The 21,388-nt window shown below is 59.2% G+C and carries 23 protein-coding genes; 18 read left to right on the top strand and 5 right to left on the bottom strand.

The genetic code is table 11. The annotated features are described in order from the left end of the window. Positions 1-49 precede the first annotated feature (49 nt). Both NTD87_RS15795 and NTD87_RS15790 read left to right on the top strand, forming a co-directional pair. Positions 50-340 (top strand): DUF6482 family protein, encoded by a 291-nt coding sequence (locus NTD87_RS15795; RefSeq protein ID WP_262114933.1) that lies wholly within the window; start codon positions 50-52, stop codon positions 338-340. A 130-nt stretch (positions 341-470) separates the two neighbouring features. After that, positions 471-1,088 (top strand): FKBP-type peptidyl-prolyl cis-trans isomerase, encoded by a 618-nt coding sequence (locus tag NTD87_RS15790; protein ID WP_262114932.1) that lies wholly within the window; start codon positions 471-473, stop codon positions 1,086-1,088. Between the two features lie 130 nt (positions 1,089-1,218). On the opposite strand, the gene NTD87_RS15785 is transcribed toward NTD87_RS15790, so the two are convergent. From NTD87_RS15785 to NTD87_RS15775, 3 genes are all read right to left on the bottom strand, one after another. Further along, a complete protein-coding gene (locus tag NTD87_RS15785) occupies positions 1,219-1,476 on the bottom strand; it encodes a hypothetical protein (protein ID WP_262114931.1) in 258 nt (85 codons plus the stop codon). Positions 1,477-1,683: 207 nt separating this feature from the next. After that, the gene (locus NTD87_RS15780; RefSeq protein WP_078050159.1) at positions 1,684-2,025 is read right to left on the bottom strand and encodes a zinc ribbon domain-containing protein YjdM; all 342 of its coding nucleotides are present in this window, start codon (positions 2,023-2,025) and stop codon (positions 1,684-1,686) included. Positions 2,026-2,221: 196 nt separating this feature from the next. After that, a complete protein-coding gene (locus NTD87_RS15775) occupies positions 2,222-3,190 on the bottom strand; it encodes a polyprenyl synthetase family protein (RefSeq protein WP_262114928.1) in 969 nt (322 codons plus the stop codon). 240 nt (positions 3,191-3,430) lie between these two features. On the opposite strand from NTD87_RS15775, the gene rplU reads away from it, so the two are divergent. From rplU to NTD87_RS15750, 5 genes are all read left to right on the top strand, one after another. Further along, positions 3,431-3,745 carry a 50S ribosomal protein L21 gene (gene rplU, locus NTD87_RS15770; RefSeq protein WP_003176051.1) on the top strand — a complete coding sequence of 105 codons (315 nt, stop codon included), beginning with the start codon at positions 3,431-3,433 and terminating at the stop codon, positions 3,743-3,745. A gap of 35 nt (positions 3,746-3,780) precedes the next feature. Continuing rightward, positions 3,781-4,056, top strand: coding sequence for a 50S ribosomal protein L27 (gene rpmA / locus NTD87_RS15765; protein WP_071553243.1), 276 nt, complete (start codon positions 3,781-3,783; stop codon positions 4,054-4,056). 195 nt (positions 4,057-4,251) lie between these two features. Further along, positions 4,252-5,475 (top strand): Obg family GTPase CgtA, encoded by a 1,224-nt coding sequence (gene cgtA, locus NTD87_RS15760; RefSeq protein WP_123423590.1) that lies wholly within the window; start codon positions 4,252-4,254, stop codon positions 5,473-5,475. Positions 5,476-5,598: 123 nt separating this feature from the next. Beyond that, complete coding sequence (gene proB, locus NTD87_RS15755) at positions 5,599-6,717, top strand: glutamate 5-kinase (RefSeq protein ID WP_262114991.1); 1,119 nt, start codon at positions 5,599-5,601, stop codon at positions 6,715-6,717. Positions 6,718-6,728: 11 nt separating this feature from the next. Continuing rightward, the gene (locus NTD87_RS15750) at positions 6,729-7,193 is read left to right on the top strand and encodes a CreA family protein (RefSeq protein WP_262114927.1); all 465 of its coding nucleotides are present in this window, start codon (positions 6,729-6,731) and stop codon (positions 7,191-7,193) included. 183 nt (positions 7,194-7,376) lie between these two features. Here NTD87_RS15750 and rpsT read toward each other — a convergent pair whose 3' ends face one another. Beyond that, positions 7,377-7,655, bottom strand: a complete 279-nt coding sequence (gene rpsT / locus NTD87_RS15745; protein WP_003185593.1) for a 30S ribosomal protein S20 — start codon at positions 7,653-7,655, stop codon at positions 7,377-7,379. A 250-nt stretch (positions 7,656-7,905) separates the two neighbouring features. On the opposite strand from rpsT, the gene murJ reads away from it, so the two are divergent. From murJ to ispH, 6 genes are all read left to right on the top strand, one after another. Further along, a complete protein-coding gene (gene murJ / locus NTD87_RS15740) occupies positions 7,906-9,444 on the top strand; it encodes a murein biosynthesis integral membrane protein MurJ (RefSeq protein ID WP_262114925.1) in 1,539 nt (512 codons plus the stop codon). Positions 9,445-9,563: 119 nt separating this feature from the next. Then, positions 9,564-10,502, top strand: a complete 939-nt coding sequence (ribF, locus tag NTD87_RS15735) for a bifunctional riboflavin kinase/FAD synthetase (protein ID WP_262114924.1) — start codon at positions 9,564-9,566, stop codon at positions 10,500-10,502. A 13-nt stretch (positions 10,503-10,515) separates the two neighbouring features. Continuing rightward, positions 10,516-13,347: an isoleucine--tRNA ligase gene (gene ileS, locus NTD87_RS15730; RefSeq protein WP_262114923.1), complete on the top strand. Its 2,832-nt coding sequence runs from the start codon at positions 10,516-10,518 to the stop codon at positions 13,345-13,347. Then, positions 13,340-13,852, top strand: a complete 513-nt coding sequence (gene lspA, locus NTD87_RS15725; RefSeq protein WP_262114921.1) for a signal peptidase II — start codon at positions 13,340-13,342, stop codon at positions 13,850-13,852. Before ileS ends, lspA begins: the two co-directional genes overlap by 8 nt. 7 nt (positions 13,853-13,859) lie before the next feature. After that, complete coding sequence (gene fkpB, locus NTD87_RS15720) at positions 13,860-14,297, top strand: FKBP-type peptidyl-prolyl cis-trans isomerase (protein ID WP_262114990.1); 438 nt, start codon at positions 13,860-13,862, stop codon at positions 14,295-14,297. Positions 14,298-14,429: 132 nt separating this feature from the next. After that, entirely contained in the window at positions 14,430-15,377 is a 948-nt protein-coding gene (gene ispH / locus NTD87_RS15715; protein WP_262114920.1) for a 4-hydroxy-3-methylbut-2-enyl diphosphate reductase, read from the top strand. Here ispH and NTD87_RS15710 read toward each other — a convergent pair. After that, positions 15,354-15,902 carry a GspH/FimT family protein gene (locus NTD87_RS15710; protein ID WP_262114918.1) on the bottom strand — a complete coding sequence of 183 codons (549 nt, stop codon included), beginning with the start codon at positions 15,900-15,902 and terminating at the stop codon, positions 15,354-15,356. The two genes, ispH and NTD87_RS15710, sit on opposite strands and share 24 nt — an antisense overlap. Positions 15,903-16,025: 123 nt before the next feature. Between NTD87_RS15710 and NTD87_RS15705 the strand changes: the two genes are divergently transcribed. From NTD87_RS15705 to NTD87_RS15685, 5 genes are read left to right on the top strand one after another with little or no spacing between them, the layout of a single operon-like run. Continuing rightward, entirely contained in the window at positions 16,026-16,499 is a 474-nt protein-coding gene (locus NTD87_RS15705; protein WP_262114917.1) for a GspH/FimT family pseudopilin, read from the top strand. Beyond that, the gene (gene pilV / locus NTD87_RS15700; RefSeq protein ID WP_262114916.1) at positions 16,496-16,942 is read left to right on the top strand and encodes a type IV pilus modification protein PilV; all 447 of its coding nucleotides are present in this window, start codon (positions 16,496-16,498) and stop codon (positions 16,940-16,942) included. The genes NTD87_RS15705 and pilV overlap by 4 nt, the downstream gene beginning before the upstream one ends. Then, positions 16,939-17,643: a PilW family protein gene (locus tag NTD87_RS15695; protein WP_262114915.1), complete on the top strand. Its 705-nt coding sequence runs from the start codon at positions 16,939-16,941 to the stop codon at positions 17,641-17,643. Before pilV ends, NTD87_RS15695 begins: the two co-directional genes overlap by 4 nt. A gap of 11 nt (positions 17,644-17,654) precedes the next feature. Beyond that, on the top strand, positions 17,655-18,134 hold the full coding sequence (locus NTD87_RS15690) for a PilX N-terminal domain-containing pilus assembly protein (protein ID WP_262114914.1): 480 nt from the start codon (positions 17,655-17,657) through the stop codon (positions 18,132-18,134). Continuing rightward, positions 18,121-21,375 (top strand): pilus assembly protein, encoded by a 3,255-nt coding sequence (locus NTD87_RS15685; protein WP_262114912.1) that lies wholly within the window; start codon positions 18,121-18,123, stop codon positions 21,373-21,375. Before NTD87_RS15690 ends, NTD87_RS15685 begins: the two co-directional genes overlap by 14 nt. The last annotated feature ends 13 nt before the right edge of the window (positions 21,376-21,388 follow it).

The raw sequence follows: 21,388 nt of genomic DNA, 5'->3' as shown, positions 1-21,388 counted from the left end.
AGGCATATCCCTGTAGGTGTCCTGGCTCGCCATTGCGCGGGGTGTGCTCATGAATTTGCACGAATTGAACGCCTATGCCGTCGCCGGGAAGGTCGATGAGCTGAACCTGATCTCGATGGAAGGCGGGATCTATCTGCTGGAGGCACGGATACATGGTGCCGCGCATCCGCTCGACGACGCCCATGGGCAAACATTGCGTCTGCGTTCGGTGGAGCATGCCCGTGAAGTCCTTCATGCCTTTCCCAAGCTGACATTCAACCTGATTCACACCTCGGTACACGACGAGATGTGCGGTCTGGGCATCAGCGCGGAAGAAAGTCTGAAGGTGCCTATCTCCTGATAGCGCTGACACCCCTGATCACCGCAATAGCATCTGTGCTAGTCTGCTGGCCCTTTTGGTTCCGGGCGCTCCGGGATGCGCTGTGTATGCACGGCAATGTCCCGAGTCGTCCACACAGCGGAGCAGTGTCATGTCCGAAGTAAATCTGTCCACCGACGAAACCCGCGTCAGCTACGGTATCGGCCGTCAGCTGGGCGACCAACTGCGCGACAACCCGCCACCGGGCGTTAGCCTGGACGCGATCCTGGCCGGTCTGACCGACGCATTCGCCGGTAAGGAAAGCCGTGTTGATCAGGAAGCGATGTCTGCCAGCTTCAAGGTTATCCGCGAAATCATGCAGGCCGAAGCAGCTGCCAAGGCTGAAGCGGCGGCTGGCGAAGGCCTGGCATTCCTGGCTGAAAACGCCAAGCGTGACGGCATCACCACTCTGGCTTCCGGTCTGCAATTCGAAGTACTGACTGCCGGTGAAGGCGCCAAGCCAACCCGTGAAGATCAAGTGCGCACTCACTACCACGGCACCCTGATCGACGGCACTGTGTTCGACAGCTCCTACGATCGCGGTCAGCCTGCGGAATTCCCGGTTGGCGGCGTGATCGCTGGCTGGACCGAAGCCCTGCAGCTGATGAACGCCGGTAGCAAATGGCGTCTGTACGTGCCGAGCGAACTGGCTTACGGCGCACAAGGTGTTGGCAGCATTCCGCCGCACAGCGTTCTGGTGTTCGACGTCGAACTGCTCGACGTTCTGTAATACCTGGCCCGATGTTGTGTCGGGCTAATGTGGGAGCGAGCCTGCTCGCGATGCGGTCAACTCGGTTTTCCTGTGAAACCGAGGTGATGCCATCGCGAGCAGGCTCGCTCCCACAGCTTTTTGCGGTGTCTCATAGTTCGATCTTGTGGTGCAGTTCATGCGACGGGCGCAATGCCCGCGCGTAGCAGAACAGAAACAGGTTGCGCACCAACTCCTTGAGCACCACCGGCTCGCTGGAGTTCAGGCCATTGAAGTCAAGGTCGCCCTGGTCTTGCAGCTCATTCAAGGCTTCTTCTTCCAATACCGCACACACTTCACCGGTCTCCCGATGCAGGATCCTGAGGTAAGGGTGTGGACGGTCCAGCCATGCATCGATCAAGTAAGTCATGATGCTCATCTCCTTTTGAATGGTTCGATGAGAATAATTCCTATTCAATTAATAGCAAGTACCTATTGCCGGGTTCTGCTGTTTTCTGTGTGGGAATTGCTGGAGATCAAAACGGCTGGCGTTTTGCTACTGGGCGGGATTGTTGGGGGGAGTAAGGCGAGGGTGAGGTGCCATCCCACGCGGGGCGCGGGATGGAATACAGCAGGATCAGACTTTTCTGACGAACTCGGATTTGAGCTTCATCGGGCCGATACCGTCGATCTTGCAGTCGATGTCATGGTCGCCATCGCACAAACGGATGTTCTTGACCTTGGTGCCGACCTTGACCACCAGCGAAGTGCCCTTGACCTTGAGGTCCTTGATCACGGTGATGGTGTCGCCATCTTGCAGGACGTTGCCGACCGAATCCTTTTTCACGGTGTCATCGGACGCAGCTTCGGCTTCACCATTGGCAGACCACTCGTGGGCGCACTCTGGGCAGATCAGCTGGGCGCCGTCTTCGTAGGTGTATTCGGAATTGCATTTCGGGCAGGGTGGCAGCGTGCTCACTAAGGCTCCTTGAGTTCAGGATGGCTAAAAAGCGCACATTATATAGGGTTTTGTACGAGAGGGGGCGCAGCGACGATAAACCTGTGGGAGCGAGCCTGCTCGCGATGCCGATTTAACATTCAACATGAGTGTTGACTGTCAGTCCGCTATCGCGAGCAAACGGAGCGCCGCCCGGCTGCTCCCACAAAGGGCAGTCTCAGTGCGTGCGGGCGACCGCAAACTCGCTCAGTTCGACCAGTGCATCCCGGTATTCGCTGGCGGGCAGCATTTCGAGGCATTTGATCGCGCGGGCCACGTAATCGCGGGCCAGCTGTGCGGTGTAGTCCAGAGAGCCCGAGGCTTCCACGGCAGCGCGGATGCTTTCCAGGTCTTCGATGCCGCCTTTCTGAATCGCCTGGCGCACCAGTGCCGCTTGCTCCGGTGTGCCTTCGCGCATGGTGTAGATCAGCGGTAGGGTCGGTTTGCCTTCGGCCAGGTCGTCGCCGACGTTCTTGCCCAGGGTTTCCGCGTCGCCACGGTAGTCGAGCAGGTCGTCGACCAGTTGGAAGGCCACGCCAAGATGGTCACCAAAAGTGCGCAAGGCTTCGCTCTGTTCCGGCGTAGCGCCGGCCAGGGCTGCGGCACTGTGGGTCGAAGCCTCGAAAAGCATCGCGGTTTTGCCGCGGATAACTTCCATGTAGGTTTCTTCGGTGGTGCTGGCGTCGCGCACTTTGGACAGTTGCAGGACTTCGCCTTCAGCAATGATCCGCGTGGCTTGCGAGAGAATCTTCATCACGGGCATCGAGCCCAGTTCGACCATCATCTCGAACGAGCGCGAGTACAGGAAGTCACCGACCAGCACGCTCGGGGCGTTGCCCCACATGGCGTTGGCGGTCGAACGGCCACGGCGCATGCCGGACATGTCGACCACATCGTCGTGCAGCAGCGTGGCGGTGTGCAGGAACTCGATGGTGGCGGCCAGCAGGCGCATGTCGTCGCCTTCGCGACCCAGGGCCTTGCCACACAGCAACACTAATAAAGGACGCAGGCGTTTACCGCCAGCCGAGGTAATGTAGTCGCCGATTTTCGATACCAGCGGCACTCGGGAAGTCAGCTGCTTCTTGATGATGCCGTCGACGGCGTTAAAGTCGTCCGCCACCGCGCGGTAGAAAGCTTGGGGTTGCATCAGCGACAGTTGCTCCAGAAGGGTTGCGCGGCATGCTAGGACCCACGTCAGCAGGTGTCAAGGCGCGATGGAAGGCCACTTGCAACGTGCTCGTGCCTTGCGTACAATCGCGCACCCTGAACTTCCTGGGCAGCACCTGCCTTACGCAATTGCATTTGGGTCGTTCCATCCCATGCAGCCATGCCAGCCAATACCTCTTCTTATAAAGAGCTGGGTGAGCAGGATTATCGGAGAAATACCATGTCGTACGCAGTAATCGTTACTGGTGGCAAGCAATACAAGGTCGCCCCAGGTGAATACCTGAAGATCGAGAAACTGGAAATCGCTACCGGCGAATCCGTAACTTTTGATCGCGTTCTGTTGGTCGCCAATGGCGATGACGTGAATATCGGTGCTCCAGTTGTTGCTGGCGCTACCGTTGTGGCTGAAGTGATCTCCCAAGGTCGTCACGATAAAGTCCGCATCATCAAGTTCCGTCGTCGTAAGCACCACATGAAGCGTATGGGCCACCGCCAGTGGTACACCGAGATCAAAATCACCGGTATTCAGGCTTAATTTCAGCCTAATTCCTCACTAGGAGAATTGAACTCATGGCACACAAAAAAGCTGGTGGTAGTACCCGTAACGGTCGCGACTCAGAAGCCAAACGCCTTGGCGTGAAGATGTATGGCGGCCAGGTTATCATTCCGGGCAACATCATCGTGCGTCAGCGCGGCACCCAATTCCACGCTGGCTACGGCGTTGGCATGGGCAAGGATCACACTCTGTTCGCTAAAATCGACGGCGTGATCAAGTTCGAAGTAAAAGGCGCCTTCGGTCGTCGTTACGTGAGCATTGTCCCGAAGACTGCAGTCGTCGCGGCATAATTACGTAGTTGCTGGAAAAGCCCTGTCTTGCGACGGGGCTTTTTCGTTTGTGGGGTGAGTCTCTTGCAAAACTGTTTGTATGGGCTGCCGGCGCTGGATTGTGCGGTCGTTGATTGAGGTCGCTGCGCTCATTTTTGCAAGAGTCTTATGTCTTAGTGTTTTTCGGCTCGTCCGTATGGCGAGAGGCGTTTTGTTATGAAGTTTGTTGATGAAGTATCGATTCGAGTAAAGGCTGGCGACGGCGGCAATGGTTGCATGAGTTTCCGTCGGGAAAAATTCATCGAAAACGGCGGTCCTAACGGCGGTGACGGTGGTGACGGCGGCTCGGTCTACATGATCGCCGACGAAAACCTCAACACCCTGGTCGACTACCGTTACACCCGGCACTTCGATGCCGAGCGCGGCGCCAACGGTGGCAGCACTGATTGCACCGGTAAAAAAGGTGAAGAGCTGGTGCTGCGGGTTCCGGTCGGTACCACGGTCATTGACTCGGCCACGCAAGAAGTCATTGGCGACCTGACCAAGGCCGGTCAGCGTCTGCTGGTAGCTCATGGCGGCTGGCACGGTCTGGGTAACACCCGTTTCAAATCCAGTACCAACCGCGCTCCGCGCCAGACTACGCCGGGCAAGCCGGGCGAGCAGCGTGATCTCAAGCTGGAAATGAAGGTGTTGGCCGATGTCGGTCTGCTGGGCTTGCCGAATGCCGGTAAAAGTACCTTTATCCGTTCGGTGTCGGCGGCCAAGCCGAAAGTTGCCGATTATCCGTTCACCACGCTGGTGCCAAACCTGGGTGTGGTCAGCGTCGATCGCTGGAAAAGCTTTGTTATTGCCGACATTCCGGGTCTGATCGAAGGCGCTTCCGACGGTGCTGGCCTGGGGATTCGCTTCCTCAAGCACTTGTCGCGTACTCGTCTGTTGCTGCACCTCGTCGACATGGCGCCGCTGGATGACACCAGTGCTCCAGATGCTGCCGAAGTGATCGTCAGCGAGCTGACCAAGTTCAGCCCGTCCCTGGCTGAGCGTGATCGCTGGCTGGTGCTGAACAAGTGCGACCAGATCCTCGAAGAAGAGCACGAGGAGCGGGTCAAGGAAATCGTTGATCGTCTGGAGTGGACCGGTCCGGTCTACGTGATCTCGGCCATTGCCAAAGATGGCACTGAGCGCCTGACGCGCGACATCATGCGTTACCTGGAAGATCGTGCAGATCGTCTGGCTAACGACCCTGTCTACAAGGAAGAGCTGGCTGATCTCGATCAGCGCATCGAGGACGAAGCCCGTGCTCAGTTGCAGGCCCTGGATGACCAGCGTGCTCTGCGCCGTAGCGGCGTGAAGTCGGTCCACGACATCGGTGACGATGACTGGGACGAAGAAGATGTGGATGATGAAGACGGTCCGGAAATCATTTACGTCCGCGACTGATTCGTTGCAGTAAACTACAAGCGCCGCTCACTGAGCGGCGTTTTAGTATCTGTAAAAAACAACTACGAATAATCGCATGGGTGGCGCTGGGTCGCGCCGCTCGCCGGCATAGGTTGGAAGATGATGCGGAGCAAGGTGACAGGTGCGCAGCGTTGGGTCGTGAAGATCGGCAGCGCTTTGCTGACGGCTGACGGCAAGGGTCTGGATCGCGCGGCAATGGGTGTCTGGGTTGAGCAGATGGTCGCGCTGCATGAGGCGGGTGTCGAGCTGGTGCTGGTGTCCTCGGGGGCAGTGGCGGCAGGCATGAGTCGCCTTGGCTGGACCGTACGACCCAGTGCGATGCATGAGTTGCAGGCGGCTGCCGCGATCGGTCAGATGGGGTTGGTGCAGGCCTGGGAGTCGAGCTTTGCCGAGCATGGCCGGCACACGGCGCAGATTCTCCTGACTCACGATGACTTGTCCGACCGCAAGCGTTACCTGAACGCCCGCAGCACCTTGCGTGCGCTGGTCGAGCTCAAGGTCATTCCGGTGATCAACGAGAACGACACGGTGGTCACCGACGAAATCCGTTTCGGCGACAACGACACGCTGGCGGCGCTGGTAGCCAACCTGGTCGAGGCTGATCTGTTGGTGATTCTCACTGATCGTGACGGCATGTTCGACGCTGATCCGCGTAACAATCCCGATGCCAAGCTGATTTACGAAGCGCGAGCCGATGATCCGGCACTGGACGCAGTTGCGGGCGGCACTGGCGGCGCGCTCGGTCGTGGCGGCATGCAGACCAAGTTGCGCGCGGCGCGCCTGGCGGCGCGTTCCGGGGCTCACACGATTATCGTGGGTGGGCGTCTGGAGCGTGTGCTGGACCGTTTGAAGGCAGGCGAGCGCATCGGCACCTTGCTGTCGCCTGAGCGCGGCCTGCTGGCGGCGCGCAAGCAGTGGCTGGCCGGGCACTTGCAGACCCGCGGCACGCTGGTGCTGGACGAGGGCGCGGTGGCTGCGTTGTCTCAGGGCAATAAAAGTTTGCTACCGGTGGGTGTAAAGCTGGTTCAGGGTAGCTTCCGTCGTGGCGAAATGGTGGTGTGCGTGGCGCCGGACGGTCGTGAGATCGCTCGTGGCCTGGCCAACTACAGTGCGCTTGAAGCGCAAAAAATCATCGGTCAATCGTCTGAAGCGATTGTCGGTCTGTTGGGTTACATGGCGGAACCGGAACTGGTTCATCGCGATAACCTGATTCTGGTTTAAGGAAAACGCGAATGCGCATGGCAAAAGGATTGTTGGGGTTGCTGCTGGCGATGCCGCTGCTGGCTTCGGCGGAAGAAATCGGTCAGGTATCGACCGTGTTCAAATTCGTTGGGCCGAATGATCGTATCGTCGTCGAGGCTTTCGATGATCCGAAGGTCGATGGGGTGACCTGCTACCTGTCGCGAGCCAAGACGGGTGGCGTGAAGGGTGGTCTTGGGTTGGCTGAGGATCGGGCGGAAGCGTCTATCGCTTGCCGTCAAGTCGGGCCGATCAGCTTCAAGGGTGAGCTTAAGGATGGTGAAGAGGTATTCAAGGAGCGTACGTCCCTGGTGTTCAAGACCATGCAGGTGGTGCGTTTCCTCGACAAGAAGCGCAATACCCTGGTGTACCTGGTCTACAGCGACCGCCTGATCGAAGGCAGCCCGCAGAATGCCGTGACCGCGATTCCGATTTTGCCGTGGACGCACAATCAGTAAGTTAGTGGAGATCCAATGTGGGAGCGAGCCTGCTCGCGATGGCGGTATAGCAGTCAACAATGATGTAGAATGTTACGACCTCATCGCGAGCAGGCTCGCTCCCACATTTTTTTGCGCTGTATTCACCAAATCGCAGGCAATAAAAAACCGACCCTGGGGTCGGTTTTTTAATGAGCGTGTCGCTTAGGCAGCAGCGGCAACGTTCAGAGCCTTGACGTGGCCATTCAGGCGGCTCTTATGGCGAGCAGCTTTGTTCTTGTGGATGATGCCTTTATCGGCCATGCGGTCGATAACTGGCACGGCCAGAACGTAAGCAGCTTGCGCTTTTTCAGCGTCTTTTGCGTCGATGGCTTTAACTACATTCTTGATGTAGGTACGAACCATGGAACGCAGGCTGGCGTTGTGGCTGCGACGCTTCTCAGCCTGTTTTGCACGTTTTTTGGCGGAAGGTGTGTTGGCCACCGTCGAGCTCCTCGAAAGACTTTTTAGGAAATAGCAAACAAAATAGGCCGCGAATCATGCCGATGAGTTGAAGTCTTGTCAAGGGCGGTTGAGACGTTCCGCTAAGTGGTAGGTGAGAGCGACGGGATATTTCTTTCCGGCGTGCGACCTGTAAACTCGCGAGCTTTGGCTCTGTGCTGTTGCGGCGCGGAGTATCGCATAAGTGGGCGGTTTGTTCGCCTGCTGTTTATCGACAGGCAAAAACTCTTCAATGAACCTGCTTAAATCGTTGGCCGCCGTCAGCTCTATCACGATGCTTTCCCGGGTTCTGGGGTTCGTCCGTGACACGCTCGTCGCACGTATTTTTGGCGCCGGGATGGCCACAGACGCCTTCTTTATTGCCTTCAAACTGCCCAACCTGCTGCGGCGGATCTTTGCCGAAGGGGCGTTTTCCCAGGCCTTTGTGCCGATTCTGGCGGAATACAAAAGCCAGCAAGGCGAAGAGGCGACACGAACGTTCATCGCTTATGTTTCAGGCTTGCTCACGCTGGTGCTGGCGCTGGTGACGATTCTCGGGATGATCGCGGCGCCTTGGGTGATCTGGGTCACGGCCCCGGGTTTTACCAACACACCGGAAAAATTCCAGCTGACCTCCAGCCTGTTGCGGGTGACTTTTCCCTATATATTGCTGATCTCGCTGTCCTCGCTGGCCGGGGCGATCCTCAATACCTGGAACCGTTTTTCGGTGCCGGCCTTCGTGCCGACCCTGCTCAACGTCAGCATGATCATCTTCGCGGTGTTCCTGACGCCGTACTTCGATCCGCCGGTCATGGCCCTGGGCTGGGCGGTGCTGGCCGGTGGCCTGGCGCAACTGCTCTATCAACTGCCGCACCTGAAAAAAATCGGCATGTTGGTGTTGCCGCGCCTGAATCTGCGCGATACCGGCGTCTGGCGTGTGCTGAAACAGATGCTGCCGGCGATCCTCGGAGTCTCGGTCAGCCAGATTTCGCTGATCATCAACACCATTTTCGCCTCATTTCTGGTGGCAGGTTCCGTGTCCTGGATGTATTACGCCGACCGTCTGATGGAGCTGCCATCCGGTGTTCTCGGTGTGGCGCTGGGGACGATTTTGCTGCCCACCCTGGCCAAGACCTACGCCAGCAAGGATCGCCAGGAGTACTCACGAATTCTCGATTGGGGCCTGCGCCTGTGCTTCGTGCTGGTGCTGCCGTGTTCCCTGGCGCTGGGGATTCTGGCCGAGCCGCTGACTGTTTCGCTGTTCCAGTACGGCCAGTTCAGCGCGTTTGATGCCTCGATGACCCAGCGAGCTCTGGTCGCTTACTCGGTCGGTCTTCTTGGGATTATTGTGATTAAAGTGCTGGCGCCGGGTTTCTATGCGCAACAAAACATTCGCACGCCGGTAAAAATCGCGATTTTCACGTTGGTCGTCACTCAGCTCTTCAACCTGGCCTTGATCGGCCCGTTGAAACACGCCGGTCTGGCCCTGGCCATCAGCGGGGGCGCGTGCCTCAATGCCAGTTTGTTGTTCTATCAGTTGCGCAAGCAGAAGATGTATCAGCCGCAGCCAGGCTGGGGCATGTTCGGGCTCAAGCTGGTGGTCGCAGTGACGGTGATGTCCGCGGTTCTGCTGGGGTTGATGCATTTCATGCCGGCCTGGGGCGAGGGGCACATGCCGGAGCGCTTCCTGCGTCTGGGGGCTTTGGTCGGTGCCGGTGTAGTGGCCTATTTCGGTATGCTGGCGTTGATGGGCTTCCGTCTGCGGGACTTCAATCGCAAGGCGCTGAACTGATCAATAATCACGGGTCGGGCGTCGGTTTTGTCGGTTCGATCACTTTGGGTTACGGTGTTGCCTGTCGTCGGCCGCCGGGTGTGGTTATAATCGACCACTTTATGAGCAAGAAGCGCGTTATGCAGCTGGTTCGAGGCCTCCACAATCTGCGCCCCCAGCATCGGGGCTGTGTCGCCACTATTGGCAACTTTGACGGTGTTCACCGTGGTCACCAGGCTATCCTGGCCCGGCTGCGTGAGCGTGCGCTCGAGTTGGGTGTACCCAGCTGCGTGGTGATTTTCGAGCCACAGCCGCGTGAATTTTTCGCCCCGGACACGGCTCCGGCCCGTCTGGCGCGTTTGCGCGACAAGCTGCAATTGCTGGCCGACGCGGGTGTCGACCGGGTTCTGTGCCTGGCCTTCAATCAGCGCTTGAGCAAGCTCAGCGCCGCCGAGTTCGTCGACACCATTCTGGTCGATGGCCTGGGCGTGCAGCATCTGGAAGTCGGTGACGACTTCCGTTTTGGCTGTGATCGGGTAGGGGATTTCGATTTCCTGCAACAGGCCGGAGCGGTTCAGGGTTTTACCGTCGAAGCGGCACAGACCGTGGAACTGGACGGTTTGCGTGTCAGCAGCACCCAGGTGCGTAATGCCCTGGCCGCGGCTGATTTTGCCTTGGCCGAGCGATTGCTCGGTCATCCGTTCCGGATTGCCGGACGAGTCCTGCACGGGCAGAAGCTGGCGCGCCAATTGGGTACGCCAACGGCCAACGTGCAACTCAAACGTCGTCGTGTACCGCTGACCGGGGTTTACCTGGTGAGCGTCGAAGTCGACGGCAAGACCTGGCCGGGCGTCGCCAATATTGGTGTTCGGCCAACGGTCGAAGGTGATGGCAAAGCCCACCTTGAAGTTCATATTCTAGATTTTGCCGGCGATTTGTATGACCGGCGTTTGACGGTGGTTTTCCACCATAAGCTGCGTGAAGAGCAGCGTTTCGCCTCTCTGGAGGCGCTTAAGACGGCGATCAATGCGGATGTCGCCGCCGCCCGTGCCTATGCCGCACCTAGCGCCAATCGCTAATGAAGAGCCTTAAATGACCGACTATAAAGCCACGCTAAACCTTCCGGACACCGCCTTCCCAATGAAGGCCGGCCTGCCTCAGCGCGAACCGCAGATTCTGCAGCGCTGGGACAGCATTGGCCTGTACCAGAAGTTGCGTGAGATTGGTAAGGATCGTCCGAAGTTCGTTCTGCACGACGGTCCTCCGTACGCCAACGGCACCATTCATATCGGTCATGCGCTCAACAAAATTCTCAAGGACATGATCATCCGCTCGAAAACCCTTTCGGGTTTCGATGCGCCTTATGTTCCGGGCTGGGACTGCCATGGTCTGCCGATCGAGCACAAAGTCGAAGTGACCCACGGCAAGAACCTCACCGCGGATAAGACCCGTGAGCTGTGCCGTGCCTACGCCACCGAGCAGATCGAAGGCCAGAAGTCCGAGTTCATCCGTCTGGGCGTGCTGGGCGACTTCGCCAACCCGTACAAGACCATGGATTTCAAGAACGAGGCCGGTGAAATCCGCGCCTTGGCAGAAATCGTCAAGGGCGGTTTCGTGTTCAAGGGCCTCAAGCCTGTGAACTGGTGCTTCGACTGCGGTTCGGCCCTGGCTGAAGCCGAAGTCGAATACGAGAACAAAAAATCCTCGACCATCGACGTCGCCTTCCCGATCGCTGACGAAGCCAAGCTGGCTGCCGCCTTCGGCCTGCCGTCGTTGGGCAAACCGGCTTCGATCGTGATCTGGACCACCACCCCGTGGACCATCCCGGCCAACCAGGCGCTGAACGTTCACCCGGAGTTCAACTACGCCCTGGTCGACGTCGGCGACAGACTACTGGTCCTCGCCGAAGAACTGGTGGAGTCCTGCCTGACGCGTTACGAGCGCCAAGGCTCGGTCATCGCCACCACCACCGGTGCGGCGCTGGAACTGATCAACTTCCGTCATCCGTTCTACGACCGTCTGTCGCCCGTGTACCTGGCTGAATACGTTGAACTGAGCGCCGGTACCGGCGTGGTTCACTGTTCGCCAGCCTATGGCGTGGAAGACTTCGTGATTTGCAAGCAATACGGTCTGGTCAACGACGACATTCTCAATCCGGTCCAGAGCAACGGTGTGTACGCATCGTCCCTGGAGTTCTTCGGCGGCCAGTTTATTTTCAAGTCCAACCCGGCGATCATCGAGAAACTCTCGGAAGTCGGTGCGCTGCTGCACACCACCGTCATCGAGCACAGCTACATGCACTGCTGGCGTCACAAGACCCCGCTGATCTACCGCGCTACCGCGCAGTGGTTCATCGGCATGGACAAAGAGCCAGTGGCTGGCGACACCTTGCGCAAGCGCGCAATCAAAGCCATCGAAGACACCAAGTTCGTTCCGGCCTGGGGCCAGGCGCGTCTGCACTCGATGATCGCCAACCGTCCGGACTGGTGCATCTCCCGTCAGCGCAACTGGGGCGTGCCGATCCCGTTCTTCCTGCATAAGGAAAGCGGTGAGCTGCACCCACGCACTGTTGAACTGATGGAAGAGGTCGCCCAGCGCGTCGAAGCCGAAGGCATCGAAGCCTGGTTCAAGATGGACGCGGCCGAGCTGCTCGGTGACGAAGCGCCGCAGTATGACAAGATCAGCGACACCCTAGACGTCTGGTTCGACTCGGGCACCACGCACTGGCACGTCCTGCGCGGTTCACACCCGATGGGCCACGAAAATGGTCCGCGCGCCGACCTGTACCTGGAAGGTTCCGACCAACACCGCGGCTGGTTCCACTCGTCGCTGTTGACCGGTTGCGCCATCGACAACCACGCGCCGTACCGCGAGCTGCTGACCCACGGTTTCACCGTTGACGAAGCCGGCCGCAAAATGTCCAAGTCCCTGGGCAACGTGATCGCGCCGCAGAAAGTCAACGACACCCTGGGCGCCGACATCATGCGTCTGTGGGTGGCTTCGACCGATTACTCGGGTGAAATGGCGGTTTCCGACCAGATCCTGCAACGCAGTGCGGACGCCTACCGGCGGATCCGTAACACCGCGCGCTTCCTGCTTTCCAACCTGACCGGTTTCAACCCGGCCACCGACATCCTGCCGGCAGAAGAAATGCTCGCGCTGGACCGTTGGGCCGTGGACCGTACCTTGCTGCTGCAACGCGAGCTGCAAGAGCACTACGGCGAATACCGTTTCTGGAACGTCTACTCCAAGGTGCACAACTTCTGCGTGCAGGAGCTGGGCGGTTTCTACCTCGACATCATCAAGGACCGTCAGTACACCACTGGCACCAACAGCAAGGCACGGCGTTCGGCGCAAACCGCGCTGTTCCACATCTCTGAAGCGCTGGTGCGCTGGATCGCGCCGATCCTCGCCTTCACCGCCGACGAGTTGTGGCAGTACCTGCCTGGCGAGCGCAATGAATCGGTCATGCTCAACACCTGGTACGAAGGCCTCAGCGAGTTGCCGGAAGGCTTCGAACTGGACCGCGCCTACTGGGAGCGGATCATGGCGGTCAAGGTCGCTGTGAACAAGGAAATGGAAATCCAGCGTGCGGCCAAGGCCGTGGGCGGTAACCTGCAAGCCGAAGTGACGCTGTTCGCCGAAGAGGCGCTGAGCGCTGACCTGGCCAAGCTGAGCAACGAACTGCGCTTCGTGTTGATCACGTCGACAGCGAGCATTGCACCGTTCGTGCAGGCACCGGCCGACGCAGTAGAAACCGAAGTCAGCGGTCTGAAACTCAAAGTGGTCAAGTCGAGCTTCGCCAAGTGCGCCCGTTGCTGGCACTGCCGTGAAGACGTCGGCGTGAACCCGGAGCATCCGGAAATCTGCGGTCGTTGCGTCGACAACATCAGCGGCGCCGGTGAGGTTCGTCACTATGCCTAATGCTGCTAGCCGTTTCGGACGGCTGAGCTGGCTCTGGTTGAGCGTGCTGGTTCTGGTCATTGACCAGGCCAGCAAGTTCTACTTCGAAGGCTCGCTGACCATGTACCAGCAAATCGTGGTGATCCCCGATTACTTCAGCTGGACCCTGGCCTACAACACGGGCGCAGCGTTCAGCTTCCTGGCTGACAGCTCTGGCTGGCAGCGCTGGTTGTTCGCCCTGATCGCCGTCGTGGTCAGTGCAGTGCTGGTGGTCTGGCTCAAGCGTCTGGGGCGCAACGACACCTGGCTGGCGATTGCGCTGGCACTGGTTCTGGGGGGTGCGCTGGGTAACCTGTACGACCGCATTGCCCTGGGCCATGTGATCGATTTCATTCTGGTGCATTGGCAGAACCGCTGGTATTTCCCGGCGTTCAACTTTGCCGACAGCGCCATCAGCGTCGGGGCCGTAATGCTCGCGCTGGATATGTTCAAAAGTAAAAAGACCGGAGACGCCGTTCATGACTGAACAGGTATTGGCTGAGCAACGCATTGGCCAGAACACGGAAGTCACCTTGCATTTTGCATTGCGCCTGGAGAACGGCGACACCGTCGACAGCACCTTCGACAAAGCCCCGGCGACCTTCAAGGTCGGCGACGGCAACCTGCTGCCAGGTTTCGAAGCGGCCCTGTTCGGCTTCAAGGCCGGCGACAAACGTAATCTGACTATCGCGCCAGAAAACGCTTTCGGCCAGCCCAACCCGCAAAACGTGCAGATCATCCCGCGTTCGCAGTTCCAGGATATGGAACTGTCCGAAGGCCTGTTGGTGATCTTCAACGATGCGGCGAATACGGAGCTGCCCGGTGTGGTCAAAGCGTTCGATGACGCTCAGGTGACCATCGACTTCAACCACCCGCTGTCCGGCAAGACCTTGACCTTTGACGTAGAAATCATCAACGTCAAAGCGCTATAACTGACCCAATGGGATCAACTGTGGGAGCGAGCAGGCTCGCTCCCACAGTAAGTTTTTTACTGTTTTCGAGCCCGGTGTTCGAATGACAGGCAGGCATTACTATTTTCTTGCGCGCAAGACACGAGGCACAGCATGCAAATCAAACTCGCCAACCCCCGTGGCTTCTGCGCCGGTGTGGACCGGGCGATCGAAATCGTCAACCGCGCCCTGGAAGTCTTCGGGCCGCCGATCTATGTGCGCCACGAAGTGGTCCACAACAAATTCGTCGTTGAGGACCTGCGCGCACGCGGGGCGATCTTCGTCGAAGAACTGGACCAGGTGCCGGACGACGTCATCGTGATTTTCAGTGCCCACGGAGTTTCCCAGGCGGTTCGTACTGAAGCCGCAGGCCGTGGCCTGAAGGTATTCGATGCGACCTGCCCGTTGGTGACCAAAGTGCACATCGAGGTGGCGCGCTACAGCCGCGACGGTCGTGAATGCATTCTGATCGGCCATGCCGGTCACCCGGAAGTCGAAGGCACCATGGGCCAGTACGACGCCAGCAATGGTGGTGCGATCTACCTCGTCGAAGACGAAAAAGACGTCGCCGCGCTGAACGTGCGCAACCCTGAAAAACTCGCCTTCGTCACTCAGACCACCTTGTCGATGGACGACACCAGCCGTGTGATCGATGCCTTGCGCAGTCGTTTTCCGGCCATTGGCGGCCCGCGCAAGGACGACATCTGCTACGCCACGCAAAACCGTCAGGATGCGGTCAAGCAACTGGCTGACGAATGCGACGTGGTGCTGGTGGTCGGCAGCCCGAACAGCTCCAACTCCAACCGCTTGCGCGAACTGGCTGAGCGCATGTCCACCCCGGCGTACCTGATCGACGGCGCCGAAGACATGCAACGCAGCTGGTTCGAGGGCGTCGAGCGTATCGGCATCACCGCCGGTGCCTCGGCACCGGAAGTGCTGGTGTGTGGCGTGATCGAGCAATTGCAGGCCTGGGGCGCCACCGGTGCCGATGAACTGGCCGGTCGCGAGGAGAACGTCACCTTCTCCATGCCCAAAGAGTTACGCGTTCGCTCCCTGCTCTGATTCCTCACCTCCCGCGCACAAGGCCTGCTCGGCCTTATCGCTGCGCAGGCTGACGCGGCCGCTTCTGGACAGCACCACCTGGTGATGGCTGACCGGCTCGCGGCCCGCGCAGATGTGCAACGTCCCGGCCTGAAACGCACCGCTGGGCAGCAGCGGCTCGCCGAGGCTGCTGAATCTCACATAACTCTTCACCGGTCGATTGCCCACGATCGGCACCCGTGCGCCTGCCTGGCGCTCGATCAGCAGCGGATTACTGCTGTCCTGATGACCCTCGCCATTGAGGTCCAGAATGATTCGCCAACCTTGGCCCCAATCGTCGTTCAGACCGTGGATGACAATGGTCTGATGACGCAGGATTGCCTCGGTGCGGGCGCTGCGCATGCCATTGGCAAGCGTTTGCGCCGCGTTCTCACGGCGCACCGATTCTGTGTACTCGCTGAACACCGGGCTGACCAGTTGCAGAGCGACCGCCGCGATTGCCAGTCCGAAAAGCAGTTCGATCAGACCGAAACCCTTCTGATGCATGACATCTCCTTCCCTGCAGAGGGCGTTGGTTGGCGCAATGGCTGTCAAAACAACCCTGCGGCCACCGGTTGAATGTTCTAGCGTGTAACAGCTAGGTGTAGTCGTTGGCAGCGGAGGGCAGCGATGAATCATCGTACAAAAGGTTTCACGTTGATCGAGTTGCTGGTGACCCTTGCGGTCATGGCGATTCTGCTCACCCTGGCGGTGCCGGCGTTCAATAGTTCAGTGCAGAACGCCAAGGCCGATACCGAGATCAGTGATCTGCAGCGAGGACTCAATTACGCCCGGTTGGAGGCAATCGACCGTGGTATCACCACGCGGATCCGGCCAACGGCTGGCGGCAGCGTCTGGACCGGAGAGTTGACGGTGTACGACAGCACTGGCACCCCGGCGAATGTATTACGGGTTGTTCCGGCAATGAGCAGCGGCGCCACTCTGACGCTACCCTCTGGAGTGACCAGCATCGACTTCAACAACCTGGGCGGGTTGTCGGCGCCGGCCACGGCGGTGGTGATCAATTACGTATTGGGGGCGCAGGGCAGGACGCTCAGCGTGTGTTTGAACGGACGGATTGTCTTGGGTGGAAGCTGCGGATGACAGGATCGGGATCGCGTGCACAGGACGGCATGACACTGATCGAAGTGTTGGTTGCGTTGTTGATTCTGGCGGTAGGGCTGCTGGGGGCGGCGGCGATTCAGCTCAATGCGCTGAAATACACCGACAGCTCGCTGATGACCAGTCAGGCGAGTTTCATTGCCTACGACATGATGGACCGGATTCGGGCCAATTCAGGGGCCGACTACACCGTCACGGCACCAACCTCGGGCAATTTGAATGTCGCACGGGATCAGGACCTGTATGACTTCACCACCAATGTCATAAGCTTCGGCGGCCCGACCGCCACAAGTAGCATTACCCTGAACCAGCGGGTGTACACCATCACCATCACCTGGGATGACTCGCGGGCCGCCGCCGCCAATTCGACTCGCAGCTTTGTCCTGAGCAGTCGCGCCACTGTCGATCCGGTGACGACGCCATGAGCCGTTCATCCCGAGGATTTGGCCTGATCGAGCTGATGATCGCGCTGGCGATCAGCCTGATCGTGGTACTGGGCGTGGCGCAAATCTTCATTTCGGCAAAAAGCACCTACGTCAGCCAGAACACGGCTGCCGGGATGCAGGAGGACGCGCGTTTTGTCCTGAGCAAAATGATTCAGGAAATCCGCATGGTTGGCATGTTCGGCTGCCTGGGGACGATTACCGATGCGAGCTCGGCCGGCGACTTCAACGCCAGCCAGATCACCCCCATCAGTTGGGATAACACAGCGCTCAAACTGACCCTGGTCACCTCGGATGTTGGCGGCAACGGCGGCGTGCCCTCCTGGACCGTAGTGTCTGATTGCCGAACCAGCGCAACGGCCTACACCGGTGCGCACGCCCCAACGGCCGGGCAGATGGGGTTCCCGATCCGACGACTGGCCTACAGCCTCAGTAACGGCCAGATCCTGATGACCACCGGCACCTCATCGGCGGTGCTGGTGAGCAACGTCAGCGCTTTCAGCGTGACCTTCGGCATGGCCGCCAGTGCTACCGATGTTGCGGCGTCGAGTTACAGCAGCAATCCGACCGACCCGACGCGAATCCGCAGTGTGCGCCTGACCCTCACCCTGACGGATCCCAACAACCGCGTGCGCAATCAAACCTTCAACGTGGTTGCCGCTTTGCGCAACCGGTTGATGTAGGGGCGATGCCGATGACCGTCTCATCCCTCAAGGTCAACTCCCAGCGCGGCATGGCGCTGCTGATGAGCCTGGTGTTTCTGCTGCTGTTAACGCTGATTGGCATTTCTTCGATGCAGAACGCCACGCTCCAGGAAAAAATGGCCGGCAGCGTGATGCTGCGCAATCAATCCTTCCAGGGCGCAGAAGCGGCGTTGCGGGTCGGCGAAAGCGCCGTGCAACTGAGCACATACACCCTGGCGGCGTGCGCCAACACCACCCAGTGTGCACCGCCGGCCGAATCTTCAGTGGTCACGGCTGCCGGGCTCAACGCTACCTCCGGGGTCACCTGGATCGCTGCCGGCAGCGGCTTTTATGGCGTACAGAACATCGGCACTACGCTGAGCGCCGTGAATGTTCCGAGCAACACCTCGGCGACGCTCTACCGAGTGACCGCCGTCGGGTTGGCGGGCACCTCGCGCAGTGTGGTGGAGAGCATCTATGCCAAATACTGATGTTCGTCGTAAGACGTGGCGCCACTGGTTGTCGCAACTCGTCTGCGGTGGGTTGCTGGGCCTGTATCTGGCCGCTCCGGTTTATGCCTTCACGCCATCGGATGCACCGCTGCTCAACGCTGCGGCAGTTGCGCCGAACGTGATGCTGCTGCTCGATAATTCAGGGAGCATGAACAGCATCATCTACGCCTCCGGTTTTGATCCGACGGTGTCGCGAACCCCGGCCCAGCAATGCAACGCGCTCTTGGGCCTGTGTTTGGGCGGCTCCAGTATCATCGGTGACCCGATCCTGCTGTCCAGCCTGCCGCAGTCCGGTTGTTCCAGCGGTTACTACGCGTTCTACAACAACAGCCTGTTCCCGCAGTGCCTCAAGCTTCCCGACCCGGTGGGCAACGGCAATACCCGCTACTACGACAACTACATCTCCTATCTGGTGAGCCTGGCCAACGGCAGCAACCGCGACTTTACCGACGGCTCGATACCCACTGACTACCGAATCAACGTGGCGCGCAATGTTGCCACGGCACTGGTCACCAGCAATCGCGGGTTGCGTTTCGGCCTGGCAACTTTTAATCCGCCGACCAGTAATGACAACGGCAACGGCAACGGCAATGGCAATGGCAATGGCAATGGCAATGGCAATGGCAACGGCAACGGCAATGGCAACGGCAATGGCAACGGCAATGGCAACGGCAATGGCAACGGCAATGGCAATGGCAATGGCAACGGCAATGGCAGTGCTGGTGGTGGCGGTTATATCGCCCGCGCTATCAGTGATCTGTCTCCGATCAGCGGTAGCGTGACCCAGGCCCAGGCGGACGCCAACTACAACGGGTTGATCGCTGCTATCAACGCTCTGAGCGCTATAGCCAACACGCCTCTGGCGGAAACCTACTACGAAATCACCCGTTATTTTCGCGGCATGACGCCGTACTACAACTCGACGCCAGCCATCTACACCAGCCCGATCCAGTACCGCTGCCAGAAGAACTATGGCGTGGTCATCACCGATGGTCTGCCGACCTACGACCGGACTTTTCCGACCAACGATCCACTGGGTGGCACCCGACTGCCCAATTGGGACGGGATCGACAATGACGGCAACAACCTGAACGGCGATAACGAGGGTGACACCCTGTACCTGGACGATATCGCCAAATTCGCTTTCGACATCGACATGCGCTCCACCGGCACCGATCTGGCGGGCAAAAGCTGGGGTTCGGCAGACTTCCCCAAGCAGAACATGAACACCTACACGGTGGGGTTCACGATCGCCAATCAGATGTTGTCAGATGCCGCAAGCTACGGGCAGGGCAAGTACTATCAGGCAACCGACGGCGCGAGCCTCAACACCGCGCTGTCTGCGGCCTTGAGCGACATCACCGCCAAGGCCGGCTCGGGTGGCAGCGGCGTCACCAGCAGCAACACGGTGGCCAGCGGCTCCAGTTATTACCAGACCAGCTATGACCCCAAGGACTGGCGCGGGATCATCAAATCCTTTGGCTTCACCTCCAGCGGTACGGTGAACACCGCCTCGGTGCTGTGGACCACCGACACGGCTATCATCCCCGGTGCAACGGCGCCGACCTATCAATCCTGGAACACCACGACCAATGCGGCGGTCACTCTGGCCTACGGCAACTTCTCCAGTACTCAGCAAACCAGCCTCAGCCAGAACCTGCCAACCGGCATCAGCGGCAGCGATCTGGTGGAGTGGAGCAAGGGCACCAACAAAACCGGCTTGAAAGTCCGCAGCGTGCTGCTCGGGGACATCATCAACTCGCCGTTGGCGCTGGCGTCGCCCACCGACAAAACCGCTTCTGACCTGGCTGGCAGCACCAGTTACAGCACGTTCCTGACCAGCAAGGCCGCGAACATGAACACCGGCCTGGTGGTGAATGCCAATGACGGCTTCGTGAATGTCATCAATGCCGGCAACGGCGCGCGGCGTTACGCCTACATGCCCTCCAGCGTGCTGCCGTCGCTGCACCTCATCGCTGACACGGGCTACATCAATGGCACCAGCCACAAGTTCCTCAACGATGGTCAGGTTGGCGTGTTCGATGCCCAGCTCAACAGCGCCTGGAAAACCCTGGCCCTGGGCGGAGTAGGGGCGGGCGGCAAGACCTTTTACGCCGTGCAGCTATTCGATGGGGCAGCGGGGAACGTGACCAACGCATTGTGGGAAATCAGCGCGCCGGCTACCGCCAACACCGCGAACGCTTTAAATGATCTGGGTTATGCCTACGCGCGCCCGGAAGTGGCACGCTTGGCCGATGGTCGGTGGGCGGCGTTCATATCCAACGGCTACGGCAGTAACTCGGGTGTTGCCGCGTTGTACGTGGTGGATATTCGCGACGGTTCGCTGATCAGGAAAATCGTTATCGACAGCACCGAAACCACCAATGGCCTGTCATCGGTCAAGCTCAAGGTCGACTCGCAAAGCATTGTGCAGGCGGCCTATGGCGGCGATTTGAAGGGGCGGTTGTGGAAGTTCGACTTGAGCAGCTCAAGCACCAGCAGCTGGGGCGTGGCCTTTTCCGGCAAGCCGTTGTTCACCACGCCGGGTGGTGCGACGCAGCCGATCACTGCGCAGCCATTACTGGCGGATCATCCCATCAATGGCAAAGAGGTATTTTTCGGGACGGGCAAATTCAACGAGACGGCCGACAAGGTCAGCAAGGACTTGCAAGCGTTCTATGGGGTGTGGGATGCCGATGGCGGCTCAGGGCAGATCGCCGTGTCGAGCTTGCAGGCGCAGGCCGTGACCGGAGTCTTCACGGGAACCGCTGGGGGGCAGTTCATCACCACCTCGCAGAACCCTGTGACCTATCCTGCGCAGAATGGCTGGTATTTACCGCTGGTGTACAACAATGTCCTGACGGGCGAACGGGTGATCAACCAGGCCGCTCTGGTGCTCGGGCGGATCGTATTTACCACGGCCAGCGTCGACACCACGGACCCCTGTTCGAGCTTTGGCACCGGCAAACTGGTCGAACTCGATGCGTTCAGCGGTAAGATGCTCAACTACGCGGTGCTCGACACCAATGGCGATGGCCTGGTCGATAGCACTGACAGCATCTCCAGCGGGGTGATTTTTGCCGGCGGTATCCCGACGCTGAACGCGATCGTCAACGGTGCAGCCCGCAAAATAGTGAACGACTCCAGTGGCGGCATCACCACCCTGGTTGAAAAATCCGGCGGCGGCAGCCGTCGAATCATGTGGCGACAAATACAGTAAGTGAGAGTTGAGG

The organism is Pseudomonas sp. 6D_7.1_Bac1 (assembly GCF_025465945.1).
GTDB lineage: Bacteria > Pseudomonadota > Gammaproteobacteria > Pseudomonadales > Pseudomonadaceae > Aquipseudomonas.
This window is presented reverse-complemented; position numbering and strand designations above follow the sequence as displayed.

What these genes read in the sequence shown, in the direction of transcription:
- NTD87_RS15690 (WP_262114914.1), top strand. Translation starts at nt 17,655, where the DNA reads ATGACCGTCTCATCCCTCAAGGTCAACTCCCAGCGCGGCATGGCGCTG.
- NTD87_RS15785 (WP_262114931.1), bottom strand. Translation starts at nt 1,476, where the DNA reads ATGACTTACTTGATCGATGCATGGCTGGACCGTCCACACCCTTACCTC.
- ileS (WP_262114923.1), top strand. Translation starts at nt 10,516, where the DNA reads ATGACCGACTATAAAGCCACGCTAAACCTTCCGGACACCGCCTTCCCA.
- NTD87_RS15795 (WP_262114933.1), top strand. Translation starts at nt 50, where the DNA reads ATGAATTTGCACGAATTGAACGCCTATGCCGTCGCCGGGAAGGTCGAT.
- murJ (WP_262114925.1), top strand. Translation starts at nt 7,906, where the DNA reads ATGAACCTGCTTAAATCGTTGGCCGCCGTCAGCTCTATCACGATGCTT.
- NTD87_RS15695 (WP_262114915.1), top strand. Translation starts at nt 16,939, where the DNA reads ATGAGCCGTTCATCCCGAGGATTTGGCCTGATCGAGCTGATGATCGCG.
- ispH (WP_262114920.1), top strand. Translation starts at nt 14,430, where the DNA reads ATGCAAATCAAACTCGCCAACCCCCGTGGCTTCTGCGCCGGTGTGGAC.
- rplU (WP_003176051.1), top strand. Translation starts at nt 3,431, where the DNA reads ATGTCGTACGCAGTAATCGTTACTGGTGGCAAGCAATACAAGGTCGCC.
- lspA (WP_262114921.1), top strand. Translation starts at nt 13,340, where the DNA reads ATGCCTAATGCTGCTAGCCGTTTCGGACGGCTGAGCTGGCTCTGGTTG.
- NTD87_RS15710 (WP_262114918.1), bottom strand. Translation starts at nt 15,902, where the DNA reads ATGCATCAGAAGGGTTTCGGTCTGATCGAACTGCTTTTCGGACTGGCA.
- NTD87_RS15685 (WP_262114912.1), top strand. Translation starts at nt 18,121, where the DNA reads ATGCCAAATACTGATGTTCGTCGTAAGACGTGGCGCCACTGGTTGTCG.
- NTD87_RS15750 (WP_262114927.1), top strand. Translation starts at nt 6,729, where the DNA reads ATGCGCATGGCAAAAGGATTGTTGGGGTTGCTGCTGGCGATGCCGCTG.
- NTD87_RS15705 (WP_262114917.1), top strand. Translation starts at nt 16,026, where the DNA reads ATGAATCATCGTACAAAAGGTTTCACGTTGATCGAGTTGCTGGTGACC.
- cgtA (WP_123423590.1), top strand. Translation starts at nt 4,252, where the DNA reads ATGAAGTTTGTTGATGAAGTATCGATTCGAGTAAAGGCTGGCGACGGC.
- rpmA (WP_071553243.1), top strand. Translation starts at nt 3,781, where the DNA reads ATGGCACACAAAAAAGCTGGTGGTAGTACCCGTAACGGTCGCGACTCA.
- pilV (WP_262114916.1), top strand. Translation starts at nt 16,496, where the DNA reads ATGACAGGATCGGGATCGCGTGCACAGGACGGCATGACACTGATCGAA.
- proB (WP_262114991.1), top strand. Translation starts at nt 5,599, where the DNA reads ATGCGGAGCAAGGTGACAGGTGCGCAGCGTTGGGTCGTGAAGATCGGC.
- NTD87_RS15775 (WP_262114928.1), bottom strand. Translation starts at nt 3,190, where the DNA reads ATGCAACCCCAAGCTTTCTACCGCGCGGTGGCGGACGACTTTAACGCC.
- ribF (WP_262114924.1), top strand. Translation starts at nt 9,564, where the DNA reads ATGCAGCTGGTTCGAGGCCTCCACAATCTGCGCCCCCAGCATCGGGGC.
- NTD87_RS15790 (WP_262114932.1), top strand. Translation starts at nt 471, where the DNA reads ATGTCCGAAGTAAATCTGTCCACCGACGAAACCCGCGTCAGCTACGGT.